Origin of the sequence: Helicobacter pylori HUP-B14 (genome assembly GCF_000259235.1) — a bacterium.
Classification (GTDB): domain Bacteria; phylum Campylobacterota; class Campylobacteria; order Campylobacterales; family Helicobacteraceae; genus Helicobacter; species Helicobacter pylori_CU.
The window spans coordinates 932,102-946,477 of record NC_017733.1; the positions used below are offsets into that span (position 1 = coordinate 932,102).

Below are 14,376 nucleotides of genomic sequence, written 5' to 3' on the forward strand. Positions count from 1 at the left end.
CAATACTTTAAAGTATTTTTTATTAGGTTTTTGCGTGGTATCCCCCCCTATTTTTTCAAACTATTTGTCTCTGTCTGAAAAAATACCAATGATTTGCAAGATAGAAATAAAGACATTCAAAAAGTCTAAATACAAGCTCACCGCCGCATCAATGGGGCTATCATACATGCCTTTAACGATGTTTTGGGTGTCATAAGCGATATAAAGACTGAATAAAATCGCGCTCGCTCCCGCAATGACAACCTGGAACATGGGGCTACCCAAAAACAAGTTAATGAGCGAACAGACCACCACCACAATCAAAGCGATAAAGAGCATTTTACCCATGTTCGCTAAGTCGTTTTTAGTCTTAAGGGCATACACGCTCATCAAACCAAAAACAATGGTTGTCATGCCCAAAGCCTGCCAAATCGCTCCTAAACCAGCTTTTGCAATCACCATACCCAACAAAGGCACTAGAGTAACCCCTGATAATGAAGTGAAAGCAAACAGCATGAATAGATTCAATCCGGGTTTGGATTTAGAAAACATCAAACCAAAAAACGCCGCAATTTCAGCGATAAAAAACACCCATTTATACTGCACTACGGCTTGAAAATTCATTAAACCTAGTAACGCCCCGATAGTCGCTAATAACAAACTGCCTGCAAAGAACTTGTAAGTCGTTTTAACAAAACTTACCAGCTCGCTTTCATGCAATAAAGAATCTTCTGCATACGCATTACGAGAATTAGCTCTGTCATACAATGCCATGTTTTACTCCTTGATTTCAACTCAATAAATAATTTTAATTAACCTACAGCTAGGTCCAATATAATAGCGCAAAATGTAGTAAAATACCAAACAAAACCCCCTAAAATTGAAATTAAAGTCTGAAAATAGGATAATAGTTACGATGAAAATTTTTATCAATGGATTTGGCCGCATTGGGAGATGCGTTTTAAGAGCGATTTTAGAGCGCAATGATACAAACCCTCAACTAGAAGTGGTAGGCATCAATGACCCCGCTAATTGGGAAATTCTCGCTTATCTTTTAGAGCATGACAGCGCACATGGGTTGCTTTTTAAAGAGGCACGTTACTCTAATCATAAGCTTATTATCGGCTCATTAGAAATCCCTGTTTTTAATAGCATCAAAGACTTGAAAGGCGTGGGTGTTATCCTAGAGTGTTCAGGGAAGTTTTTAGAGCCTAAAACGCTAGAAAATTACCTTTTGCTTGGGGCTAAAAAGGTGTTGTTATCCGCTCCCTTTATGGGCGAATACGATGAAAAACAATACCCTACTTTAGTGTATGGGGTCAATCATTTTTGCTATCAAAACCAAGCCATTGTTTCTAACGCCTCTTGCACGACTAACGCTATCGCGCCCATTTGCGCGATTTTAGATAAAGCTTTTAACATTAAAGAGGGCATGCTAACGACCATTCATAGTTATACAAGCGATCAAAAACTCATTGATTTAGCCCACCCTTTGGATAAACGGCGCTCCAGAGCGGCCGCAAGCAACATTATCCCTACCACCACTAAAGCCGCTCTGGCCTTGCATAAAGTGTTACCCAATCTCAAAAATAAAATGCATGGGCATAGCGTGAGGGTGCCTAGCCTTGATGTGTCCATGATAGATTTGAGTTTGTTTTTAGAAAGAAAGGCCTTTAAAGAGCCGATCAACGATTTATTGATTACAGCTTCCAAAGGGACTTTAAAAGGCGTGTTAGAGATAGATTTGAAAGAAAGGGTGAGTTCTGATTTCATTTCTAATCCGCATAGCGTTATCATCGCACCTGATTTGACTTTCACGCTAGAGAATATGGTCAAAATCATGGGGTGGTATGATAATGAATGGGGGTATTCTAATCGTTTGGTGGATATGGCGCAGTTTATGTATCATTATTAAGTCATTTTGCGAATCTTTTTGAGTTTGTTTAACATCAAATTGTATAATGTGGGATTTAATAAAAACGATTGGAGTTTTAAATGGCGTTTAAAAAGGCCAGATTGATTTCTAAGTTTATTTCAAAGGGATCTTTCAAATTAAATAAGATCTCAAAGAAAATTTTCAAATTGAATCAAATCTTAAAATGTGAAAAGCCCTTAAAATGCCATAAAAAAGCTTTAAAACCTATTAAAAAGCTCTCTAATCGCAACAAATCTTTTTTAAAAGCTTCGGTTTTATTGATAGGAGCGTTAGGGGGATTATCCCACCTAAGGGCTAACGAATGCCGTTATTGGTCATGGTCGTCTTGGAGTTATCAAGATAATATTGAAAGCGGTCCTAATTCACCCACGCACAACTCTTATTGCCTTTTTAGCAGCACTCAAGGCTCTGGGACTTATTATTTGAACACCCTTACCACTTATAGCGCTGGTGGGGCTAGTTTCACGCAAAAATTCAATGGTGGCACGCTTAATGTGGGAGGGAATATCCGCTTTGGAGGCACAGGTATTAATGGAGGTGATGTAGGCTATATCACAGGCACTTATGATGCGGCTAACATTTACTTGACCAGCCATTTAAAAACCGGAAACTCATACGCTGATGGCGGTGGGGCCACGCTCAATTTTAACGCGACCAACAATATCACTATCAATCAAGCGAGTTTTGATAACAGCCATGCAGGGACACAAAAATCTTACATGAATTTTAAAGGCTCTAACATCAAGGTCAGTGGCTCTAGCTTTACAGACGACACCAATGGAGGTTTTAGTTTCAGCGGTAATAGTAATAACAGCACCATCTCCTTCAATCAAACGAACTTCAATCAAGGCACTTATAATTTTAGTAACAGCGCCACTTTAAGCTTTAATAACAGCAATTTCAATCAAGGCGCTTATGATTTTAATGACAACGCTAGCTTTAATAACGACACCTTCAATCAAGGCGCTTATAATTTTAATGACAGCGTAAGCTTTAATAATAACACCTTCAATCAAGGCGCTTATAATTTTAATGACAGCGTAAGCTTTAATAATAACACCTTCAATCAAGGCGCTTATCACTTTAATACGAGCAAGGTGAGTTTTTCAGGCATCAACACTTTAAATTCAAGTTCGCCTTTTGCCAGCCTTAAAGGCAGTGTGTCTTTTAATTCTAATGCGATCTTTAACCTCAATCAAACCCTTAATAATAATCAAACCTATGACATTCTCACTACAAACGGAGCGATCCAGTATGGGGTTTATCAAAGCTATTTGTGGGATTTAATCAACTATAAGGGCGATAAAGCCATTAGCCATGTTGGAGTGGGTAATAACACTTATGATGTAACCTTTGACATTAACGGGCAAGATGAAACCTTACAAGAAACCTTTAACAACCAGTCCATTACCACCCAATTTTTAGGGGATGATTTACAACAACAAGCCCAACAAACCTATCAAGAGGATGTAGCTCACTCCCGAAACGCTTTGAATAATGTTACTAGCGACAACACGATCGCAAGCAATGATACAAGCTACACTCAAAGCAAAAATACTACTGTCGCTACAGACGCTCAGAATTTAGAAAACACTAACCAACAAATCGCTCAAGATGAACAAGCGTTAGAAAAAGATTTAGCTCAAATCAAACAATTAGCCAACTCTAAAACAGGCTTTAACGAACAAGCTTTCACTCAAGCGCAAAAACGAGAGCAACAAGATGAACAAACCTTACAAAACGAAGAAAACGCTTTTAATACTGAACAAGATAGTTTAAATAAAGCGATACAACAAGCGCAAGCCCAACAACAAAAACAAGAACAACAACAAGCCCAACAAACCTATCAAGAGGATGTAACCAACTCCCAAACTGCTTTAAATAACGCTACTAGTGATAATAAGATCGCAAGCAATGATACAAGCTACACTCAAAGCAAAAATACTACTGTCGCTAAAGACGCTCAAGGTTTAGAAAGCACTAACCAACAAATCGCTCAAGATGAACAAGCGTTACAAGGAGATTTAGACAAGCTCAAACAATTAGCCAACTCCACCACAGGCTTTAGTGAACAAGCTTTCAATCAAGCGCAAAGTACAGAACAACAAGATGAACAAACCTTACAAAACGAAGAAAAGACTTTTAACGCTGAACAAGAGGGATTAAAGCAAGCGTTAGCTAACGCTAAGCCTGCAAGCCCCACACCCACTCCTACAAAACACACAGCGCCAAACACTCCCCCTAATAAGGTTTCACCAACGCCCACACCCCCTACTCAAAATTTACCCACAACGAATGTATGGAATGGAGTTTATAACCTCCAAAATCAAACTTACTCACAAAAAGGTATTTATTATATTGATCCCAATCTTTCAGGACAGAGCGGTCAAAGCGGCAACACGCTCAGCACTTATACAGCCAATTTGTTTGGAAGAAGTTTTGGCGTGAATATCCAAAATGGCACTTTGATCATAGGGAACAACACAGAGAGCGTGAATGATAATGGGTTGATTTGGATAGGGCATGGAGGTTTTGGCTATATTACGGGAACTTTTAATGCGGCTAACATCTATTTGACCAATAATTTTAAAACCGGTGAAGGCGTTTCAAATTCAGATGGTGGGGGAGCGAACATTACCTTTAAAGCAAGCGATAATATCACTATGGATGGCTTGAATTATAATGACGCTGAAACCGTTACTAAAATGATTCAAACAGGGGCTAGCCAGCATTCCTATGCCGCTTTTGACGCTCTAAATAATATCAGCGTAACCAATTCCAGTTTTAGCGATATGACTTGGGGGAAATTCAGTTTTAGTGCTAAAAATATTTCGTTTTCTAACGCTTCGTTTAGCGGCTTTACAAACCCTGGAGGATCAAGCACTATCAGCGCTAACGCTTCTAATTCTTTAAGCTTTATCAATTCTCGTTTGAATGGGGGAGCGATCTATAATTTGCAGGCTAATAGCCTTATTTTCAATAACACGCAAGCGGTTTTTAATGTCTTGTATTCTAGGGGGACAAGCAATTTTAACGCTACCACACAGCTTTTAGGCAACACGAATTTTACGCTCAGTTCTCAAAGTTTGCTGAACTTTAATGGCGATACAACCTTGCAAAACAACGCCAATATCACGCTTGGCAATAAAAGTCAAGCCGCTTTTAAAAATTCTTTAACGCTTGATAATAATTCTAATTTAAGTTTAGACAATCAAAGCGTTTTGAATGCGAGTGGCACGAGCGCTTTTAACAATCAAGCGAGTCTCAATATTTATAACGGGAGTCAAGCGACCTTTAATAGCCTCTTTTTTAATGGCGGGACACTCAGTCTTAACGCTAGCAGCAAGCTCAACGCTTCTAGCGCTAGTTTTTCAAACAACACCACTATTAATTTAGACGATAGCGTTTTATCAGCCAATAACACAAGCTCTTTAAACGCTAATATCAATTTTCAAGGCGCAAGCCAGGCTGATTTTGGAGGCAACACGACTATTGATACAGCGAGCTTTAATTTTGATAGCGCAAGCTCATTGAGTTTCAATAACCTCACGGCTAATGGGGCATTGAATTTTAATGGTTATACGCCCTCTTTAACTAAGGCTTTGATGAGCGTTAGCGGGCAGTTTGTTTTAGGGAGTAATGGGGATATTAATTTATCTGACATCAATATTTTTGACAACATCACAAAATCTGTAACCTACAACATCCTAAACGCTCAAAAAGGGATCACTGGCATTAGTGGGGCTAATGGCTATGAAAAAATCCTTTTTTATGGCATGAAAATCCAAAACGCTACCTATAGCGATAATAACAACATTCAAACTTGGTCGTTTATAAACCCTCTCAATTCTTCTCAAATCATTCAAGAGAGCATTAAAAATGGGGATTTAACCATAGAAGTTTTAAATAACCCTAACTCGGCTTCTAACACTATTTTTAATATCGCTCCTGAGCTTTATAATTACCAAGCTTCTAAGCAAAATCCTACCGGCTATAGCTATGATTATAGCGACAATCAAGTAGGCACTTATTACTTGACAAGCAACATTAAAGGTCTTTTCACCCCTAAAGGCTCTCAAACGCCTCAAACCCCAGGCACTTATAGCCCGTTCAACCAGCCTTTGAATAGTTTAAATATCTACAATAAGGGTTTTTCTAGCGAGAATTTAAAAACGCTTTTAGGGATCCTTTCTCAAAATTCCGCTGCCTTAAAAGAAATGATTGAATCCAACCAATTAGACAATATCACTAATATTAATGAAGTGTTGCAGCTCTTGGATAAGATTAAGATCACCCAAGCGCAAAAGCAAGCGCTCCTAGAAACGATCAACCATTTGACTAACGACATCAATCAAACCTTTAGTAATGGGAATCTCGTTATAGGCGCTACTCAAGATAATGTTACAAACTCTACTAGCTCTATATGGTTTGGGGGCAATGGCTATAGCAGTCCTTGCGCGCTAGATAGCGCCACTTGTTCTTCTTTTAGAAACACTTACTTAGGGCAATTATTAGGCTCAACTTCCCCTTATTTAGGCTACATTAACGCTGATTTTAAAGCTAAAAGCATTTATATCACTGGAACAATTGGAAGTGGTAACGCTTTTGAAAGCGGAGGGAGCGCGGATGTAACCTTTCAAAGCGCTAATAACTTAGTGTTGAATAAAGCTAACATAGAAGCTCAGGCTACAGACAATATCTTTAATCTTTTGGGTCAAGAAGGGATTGATAAAATCTTTAATCAAGGGAATTTAGCGAATGTTCTCAGTCAAGTGGCTATGGAAAAAATCAAGCAAGCCGGCGGTTTAGGAAACTTTATAGAAAACGCTCTAAGCCCTTTGAGTAAGGAATTACCCGCTAGCTTGCAAAATGAAACCTTGGGCCAACTTATAGGTCAAAATAACTTAGATGATTTATTGAATAATAGCGGAGTCATGAATGAAATCCAAAATATTATCAGTAAAAAACTAAGCATTTTTGGCAATTTTGTTACCCCATCCATCATAGAAAACTACCTTGCTAAGCAGTCTTTAAAAAGCATGCTAGACGATAAAGGGCTTTTGAATTTTATCGGTGGGTATATAGACGCTTCTGAATTAAGCTCTATTTTAAGCGTGGTTTTAAAAGATATTACTAACCCCCCTACAAGCCTGCAAAAAGACATTGGTGTGGTGGCGAACGACTTGTTGAACGAGTTTTTAGGACAAGATGTCGTTAAAAAGCTAGAAAGTCAAGGTTTAGTGAGCAATATCATCAATAATGTTATTTCTCAAGGCGGGTTAAGCGGCGTTTATAATCAAGGTTTAGGGAGCGTGTTGCCACCCTCTTTACAAAACGCACTCAAAGAAAACGATTTAGGCGCTCTTTTATCGCCTAGAGACTTGCATGATTTTTGGCAAAAAGGGTATTTTAACTTTTTAAGCAATAGTTATGTTTTTGTCAATAACAGCTCTTTTAGCAACGCTACAGGGGGCAGTTTGAATTTTGTCGCCAACAAGTCTATTATCTTTAATGGCGATAATACGATTGACTTTAGCAAGTATCAAGGCACATTGATTTTTGCTTCTAATGATGTTTCCAATATCAATATCACCACCCTAAACGCTACGAATGGCTTAAGCCTTAATGCGGGTTTGAATAACGTGAGCGTTCAAAAAGGGGAAATTTGTGTCAATTTAGCCAATTGCCCTACAACCAAAAACAGCTCTTCTACAAACTCTAGCGTAACCCCCACTAATGAGTCTTTAAGCGTGCGCGCTAACAACTTCACTTTCTTAGGTGCAATCGCTTCTAATGGGGCTATTAATTTGTCTCAAGTAACAAATAATAGCGTCATAGGCACGCTCAATCTCAATGAAAACGCGACCTTGCAAGCCAATAATTTGACGATCACTAACGCTTTTAACAACGCCTCTAACTCTACAGCCAACATTAATGGTAATTTCACCTTAAACCAACAAGCGACTTTAAGCACTAACGCTAGCGGTTTGAATGTCATGGGGAATTTTAATAGCTATGGCGATTTGGTGTTTAATATCAGTCATTCAGCTAGCCATGCTATTATCAACGCTCAAGGCAATGCGACAATCATGGCTAATGACAATAACCCCTTAATCCAATTCAACACTTCTTCAAAAGAAGTAGGCACTTACACGCTGATTGATAGCGCTAAAGCCATTTATTACGGGTATAACAACCAAATCACAGGAGGCAGCAGCCTAGATAATTACCTTAAGCTTTATGCACTCATTGATATTAATGGCAAGCACATGGTGATGACTGACAACGGCTTAACTTATAACGGGCAAGCCGTGAGTGTTAAAGATGGCGGTTTAGTTGTAGGCTTTAAGGACTCTCAAAATCAATACATTTACACTTCCATTCTTTATAATAAAGTGAAAATCGCTGTTTCTAATGATCCTATCAATAACCTACAAGCCCCCACTTTAAAACAATATATCGCTCAAATTCAGGGCGTTCAAAGTGTGGATAGCATTGATCAAGCTGGAGGCAATCAAGCGATTGATTGGCTCAATAAAATCTTTGAAACTAAGGGAAGCCCTTTATTCGCTCCCTATTATTTAGAAAACCATTCCACAAAAGATTTAACCACGATCGCTGGAGACATTGCTAACACTTTAGAAGTCATCGCTAACCCTGATTTTAAAAATGATGCCACTAATATTTTACAGATCAACACCTACACGCAACAAATGAGCCGTTTAGCCAAACTCTCTGACACTTCAACTTTCGCTCGTTCTGATTTCTTGGAACGCTTAGAAGCCCTTAAAAACAAGCGATTCGCTGATGCGATCCCTAACGCTATGGATGTGATTTTAAAATATTCTCAAAGAAACAGAGTCAAAAATAATGTGTGGGCGACAGGAGTTGGAGGGGCTAGTTTTATTAATGGAGGCACTGGGACTTTATATGGTATCAATGTAGGGTATGATAGGTTCATTAAGGGCGTGATTGTGGGAGGTTATGCCGCTTATGGGTATAGCGGGTTTCATGGAAATATCACTCAATCAGGCTCTAGCAATGTCAATATGGGCGTTTATAGCCGAGCGTTTATCAAAAGAAGCGAGCTAACCATGAGCTTGAATGAGACTTGGGGATACAATAAGACTTTCATCAACTCCTATGACCCCCTACTCTCAATCATCAATCAGTCTTACAGATACGACACTTGGACGACTGACGCTAAAATCAATTATGGCTATGATTTCATGTTTAAAGATAAAAGCGTTATTTTTAAACCCCAAGTAGGCTTAGCCTATTATTACATTGGTTTGTCTGGTTTAAGGGGTATTATGGATGATCCTATTTACAATCAATTCAGAGCCAATGCTGACCCTAATAAAAAATCCGTTCTAACGATCAATTTTGCCCTAGAAAGTCGGCATTATTTCAATAAAAACTCTTATTATTTTGTGATTGCGGATGTGGGCAGAGATTTATTCATTAATTCTATGGGGGATAAAATGGTGCGTTTTATTGGTAATAACACCCTAAGCTATAGAGATGGTGGCAGATACAACACTTTTGCTAGCATTATCACAGGCGGGGAGATAAGGTTATTCAAAACCTTTTATGTGAATGCGGGCATTGGGGCTAGGTTTGGACTTGATTATAAAGATATTAATATTACCGGAAATATTGGTATGCGCTATGCTTTTTAATGGTATCATTAAACTTATTTTTAACAAGCCCAATTCATAGCAGGATCACCCATGCAATTTCAAAAAATCTTATTTCCTTTATCTTTATCTTTATTATTTTTATCTTTTTGTATCGCTGAAGAAAATGGGGCGTATGCGAGCGTGGGGTTTGAATATTCCATCAGTCATGCCGTTGAACACAATAACCCCTTTTTAAATCAAGAACGCATCCAAATCATTTCTAACGCTCAAAATAAAATCTACAAACTCAATCAAGTCAAAAATGAAATCACAAACATGCAAAACACCTTTAATTACATCAACAACGCTTTGAAAAACGATGCTAAATTAACCCCCACTGAAATGCAAGCCGAACAATACTACCTCCAATCCACCCTTCAAAACATTGAAAAAATAGTCATGCTTAGTGGGGGCGTTGCATCTAACCCACAATTAGTCCAAGCGTTGGAAAAAATGCAAGAACCCATTACTAACCCTTTAGAATTTGAAGAAAACTTAAGAAATTTAGAATTGCAATTTGCTCAATCTCAAAACCGCATGCTTTCTTCTTTATCTTCTCAAATCGCTCAAATTTCAAATTCCTTAAACGCGCTTGATCCAACCTCTTATTCTAAAAACATTTCAAGCATGTATGGGGTAGGTTTGAATGTGGGCTATAAGCATTTCTTTACTAAGAAAAAAAATCAAGGGTTGCGCTATTATTTATTCTATGACTATGGTTATAGTAATTTTGGTTTTGTGGGTAACGGCTTTGATGGTTTAGGCAAAATGAATAACCATCTCTATGGGCTTGGAATAGATTATCTTTATAATTTCATTGATAATGCAAAAAAACATTCGAGCGTGGGTTTTTATGTGGGTTTTGCTTTAGCGGGGAGTTCGTGGGTAGGGAGTGGTTTAGGCATGTGGGTGAGCCAAAGGGGTTTTATCAACAATTACTTGACCAATTATCAAGCTAAAATGCACACGAGTTTTTTCCAGATCCCTTTGAATTTTGGGGTTCGTGTGAATGTCAATAGGCACAATGGCTTTGAAATGGGCTTAAAGATCCCTTTAGCGGTGAATTCTTTTTATGAAACGCATGGCAAAGGGTTAAACACTTCCCTCTTTTTCAAACGCCTTGTCATGTTTAATGTGAGTTATGTTTATAGTTTTTAGGGGGGTAGAGGACAAGCACCCCCCTTACATGTTTTAGCGTATCGCAATCTTTGAATTTCAAAAACTCTTCAGTTTTTTTGCCTCAAATGATGAACACTCTCGCCCCCAAGACCATAATTATTAGAATCGACCTCATCTATAATAACCACAATAGAAGCCTTATTTTTGTTTAACACCTTCACCATCAAATCTGAAACCCCTTCAATCAATTGTTGTTTTTGCTCGTTTGTTGGCCCTCCATTTTCTGGCACAAGTTTGATATTGATAAACGGCATGTTATTCCTTAAAATTGAGATAGCGTATTATAACGCTTTTATTTAAACGCTTCATTAAGCGCTTTTTCATATTGTATTAATTAAACCCCCTTTTAAAAACAATAAAAGCCCTTTTAGTGGCTTTCAAGTCAAGTTAAGTTTGATATACTAACAGAATGAATACTTATAAAAACAGCTTGAACCACTTTTTAAATTTAGTGGATTGTTTAGAAAAGATCCCCAATGTGGGTAAAAAGTCTGCCTTTAAAATGGCGTATCATTTGGGTTTGGAAAACCCCTATCTGGCGCTCAAAATCACGCACGCTTTAGAGAACGCCCTAGAAAACCTTAAAACATGTTCATCTTGTAACGCGCTCAGTGAGAGTGAGGTTTGTGAGATTTGCTCTGATGAGAGCCGACAAAATTCTCAGCTTTGCATGGTTTTACACCCAAGAGATGTGTTTATTTTAGAAGACTTAAAGGACTTTTTAGGGCGCTATTATGTGTTAAATTCTATAGAAGAAGTGGATTTTAACGCCCTAGAAAAACGCCTGATTGAAGAAAACATTAAAGAAATCATTTTTGCTTTCCCTCCCACTTTGGCTAATGATTCTTTAATGCTCTATATTGAAGACAAATTACAGCATTTCCACCTCACTTTCACTAAAATCGCTCAAGGCGTGCCTACTGGAGTGAATTTTGAAAACATTGACTCCGTTTCGCTCTCAAGGGCGTTTAATTCAAGGATCAAAGCATGAATTTAAATTTTATGCCCCTATTGCATGCTTATAACCATGCGAGCATTGATTTTCATTTCAATTCTAGCGCTAGGGATTTTTGCGTGCATGAAGTGCCTTTGTATGAATTTAGCAACACAGGCGAACATGCCGTTATTCAAGTGAGAAAAAGCGGTTTAAGCACTTTAGAAATGCTTCAAGTTTTTTCTCAAATTTTAGGGGTAAAAATCGCCGAATTGGGTTATGCGGGCTTGAAAGATAAAAACGCGCTGACGACTCAATTCATCTCACTCCCTAAAAAATACGCCCCTTTATTAGAAAAAAATACGAGCAACTTTCAAGAAAAAAACCTTAAAATCCTGTCTTTGAATTACCATCACAATAAAATCAAATTAGGGCATTTGAAAGGGAATTGCTTTTTTATGCGTTTTAAAAAAATGACCCCTCTAAACGCTCAAAAAACAAAGCAGGTTTTAGAACAAATCGTGCAGTTTGGCATGCCTAATTATTTTGGCCCACAACGCTTTGGGAAGTTCAATGACAACCATAAAGAAGGGTTAAAAATCTTGCAAAATCAAACGAAATTCGCCCATCAAAAATTAAACGCTTTTTTAATTTCAAGCTATCAAAGTTATTTGTTTAATGCGCTTTTAAGCAAACGATTAGAAATCAGCAAAATCATTAGCGCTTTTAGCCTAAAAGAAAATTTAGAATTTTTTAAACAAAAAAATTTAAGCGTTAATTCAAACACTCTAAAAGCCCTTAAAAACCAAGCCCACCCCTTTAAAATCTTAGAAGGCGATGTGATGCGCCATTACCCTTATGGGAAGTTTTTTGACGCTTTAGAATTAGAAAAAGAGGGCGAAAGGTTTTTGAAAAAAGAAGCTGTGCCTACGGGGTTACTAGATGGCAAAAAAGCTCTTTATGCAAAAAATTTGAGTTTAGAAATTGAAAAAGAATTCCAGCATAACCTTTTAAGTAGCCATGCTAAAACGCTAGGCTCTAGGCGGTTTTTTTGGGTGTTTGTAGAAAATGTAATCTCTCAATATGTGAAAGAAAAAGCGCAATTTGAATTGGGATTTTACTTGCCTAAAGGGAGTTATGCGAGCGCGTTGCTCAAAGAAATCAAGCATGAGAAAGGAGAAAATAATGACGAATTTTGAAAAGATTATCGCGCAAAACAGGATCAAAACGAACGCGGTTTTAACCACTTATTGCACGATTTTCGCTTTTATCGGGTTGTTGGTGGATGCTATTAGAATCAACGCTAATGATTTAGGCATAGCCCTTTTTAAACTCATCACTTTTCAAATTTTTCCTACGATCACCATTATCATGTTTTTAGCGGCTTTTGTCGTTATTGTTATTTGTATCCAAAATTTTAGCTCTATCATGTTGAGCGGTGATGAATACAAGCTTATTGACACAAGCAAGGTTTTAAGCTCTAAAGAAAATCAAATCCATCGCCTTTTATTAGAGCTTTTAGAAGAGGCTAAGCTTCATTTTGAGCCTAAGCTTTATATCATTAACGCCCCTTACATGAACGCTTTTGCGAGCGGGTGGGATGAATCCAATTCTCTTATCGCTCTTACAAGCGCTTTAATAGAGAGGTTGGATAGAGATGAATTAAAAGCCGTGATCGCTCATGAGCTCAGCCACATACGGCACAACGACATCCGCTTGACCATGTGCGTGGGGATTTTAAGCAATATCATGCTATTAGTGGCTAATTTTAGCGTGTATTTTTTCATGGGGAATCGCAAGAATAGTGGGGCGAATTTAGCCCGAATGATTTTATGGGTTTTACAGATCATTTTGCCTTTTTTAACACTCCTTTTGCAAATGTATTTGAGCCGCACACGAGAATACATGGCCGATAGCGGGGCGGCGTTTTTAATGCATGACAATAAGCCCATGATTAGAGCCTTACAAAAAATTTCTAACGACTATGCAAACAACGATTACAAGGGTATAGATCAGAACTCCACCCGATCAGCGGCCTATCTTTTTAACGCTGAAATGTTTAGCACCCACCCTAGCATTAAAAATCGTATCCAATCCTTAAGAAAGCGTGTGATCTAAATGGAAAATTTTTTCAACCAATTTTTTGAAAATATCGGCGAAGACAAGAATAGAGAAGGTCTAAAAAAGACGCCTAAAAGGGTTCAAGAATTATGGAAATTCTTGTATAAAGGCTATAAAGAAGACCCTAGAGTGGCTTTAAAAAGCGCGTATTTTCAAGGCGTTTGCGATGAAATGATAGTGGCTCAAAACATTGAATTTTACTCCACTTGCGAGCACCATTTGCTCCCTTTTTTGGGGAATATCAGTTTAGGATACATTCCTAAAGAAAAGATTGTAGGCATTAGCGCGATCGCCAAACTCATTGAAATTTATAGCAAACGCTTGCAGATCCAAGAAAGACTGACCACTCAAATTGCAGAAACTTTTGATGAAATCATAGAGCCAAGAGGCGTGATCGTGGTTTGTGAAGCCAAACATTTGTGCATGAGCATGCAAGGGGTGCAAAAGCAAAATGCGATCATTAAAACAAGCGTGTTGAGAGGCCTCTTTAAAAAAGACCCTAAAACCAGAGCTGAATTTATGCAACTCTTAAAATCTTAGGTTAT

The 14,376-nt window shown here is 38.0% G+C and carries 9 protein-coding genes; 7 read left to right on the forward strand and 2 right to left on the reverse strand.

The window, feature by feature from the left end; all coding sequences use genetic code 11:
- Positions 1-60: 60 nt before the first annotated feature.
- The gene (locus HPB14_RS04470) at positions 61-753 is read right to left on the reverse strand and encodes a Bax inhibitor-1/YccA family protein (RefSeq protein ID WP_001240272.1); all 693 of its coding nucleotides are present in this window, start codon (positions 751-753) and stop codon (positions 61-63) included.
- Between the two features lie 142 nt (positions 754-895).
- Between HPB14_RS04470 and gap the strand changes: the two genes are divergently transcribed.
- From gap to hopJ, 3 genes are all read left to right on the forward strand, one after another.
- A complete protein-coding gene (gene gap, locus HPB14_RS04475) occupies positions 896-1,894 on the forward strand; it encodes a type I glyceraldehyde-3-phosphate dehydrogenase (RefSeq protein WP_000688607.1) in 999 nt (332 codons plus the stop codon).
- Between the two features lie 80 nt (positions 1,895-1,974).
- Positions 1,975-9,597: a vacuolating cytotoxin domain-containing protein gene (locus HPB14_RS04480; RefSeq protein WP_000874565.1), complete on the forward strand. Its 7,623-nt coding sequence runs from the start codon at positions 1,975-1,977 to the stop codon at positions 9,595-9,597.
- A gap of 51 nt (positions 9,598-9,648) precedes the next feature.
- A complete protein-coding gene (gene hopJ, locus HPB14_RS04485) occupies positions 9,649-10,755 on the forward strand; it encodes a Hop family outer membrane protein HopJ/HopK (protein WP_001160360.1) in 1,107 nt (368 codons plus the stop codon).
- Between the two features lie 68 nt (positions 10,756-10,823).
- Here the strand turns inward: hopJ and HPB14_RS04490 are convergent, their stop codons facing one another.
- Positions 10,824-11,030, reverse strand: coding sequence for a 2-hydroxymuconate tautomerase family protein (locus tag HPB14_RS04490; RefSeq protein ID WP_001115881.1), 207 nt, complete (start codon positions 11,028-11,030; stop codon positions 10,824-10,826).
- 155 nt (positions 11,031-11,185) lie between these two features.
- Between HPB14_RS04490 and recR the strand changes: the two genes are divergently transcribed.
- Genes recR through folE form a run of 4 tightly spaced genes read left to right on the forward strand, consistent with a single transcriptional unit; the run spans position 11,186 to position 14,371 of the window.
- Positions 11,186-11,767, forward strand: a complete 582-nt coding sequence (recR, locus tag HPB14_RS04495; RefSeq protein ID WP_001099619.1) for a recombination mediator RecR — start codon at positions 11,186-11,188, stop codon at positions 11,765-11,767.
- On the forward strand, positions 11,764-12,909 hold the full coding sequence (gene truD, locus HPB14_RS04500; protein ID WP_001052422.1) for a tRNA pseudouridine(13) synthase TruD: 1,146 nt from the start codon (positions 11,764-11,766) through the stop codon (positions 12,907-12,909). Before recR ends, truD begins: the two co-directional genes overlap by 4 nt.
- Positions 12,896-13,828, forward strand: coding sequence for a zinc metalloprotease HtpX (htpX, locus tag HPB14_RS04505; RefSeq protein ID WP_000180879.1), 933 nt, complete (start codon positions 12,896-12,898; stop codon positions 13,826-13,828). Before truD ends, htpX begins: the two co-directional genes overlap by 14 nt.
- Positions 13,829-14,371: a GTP cyclohydrolase I FolE gene (gene folE / locus HPB14_RS04510; RefSeq protein ID WP_000426991.1), complete on the forward strand. Its 543-nt coding sequence runs from the start codon at positions 13,829-13,831 to the stop codon at positions 14,369-14,371.
- The last annotated feature ends 5 nt before the right edge of the window (positions 14,372-14,376 follow it).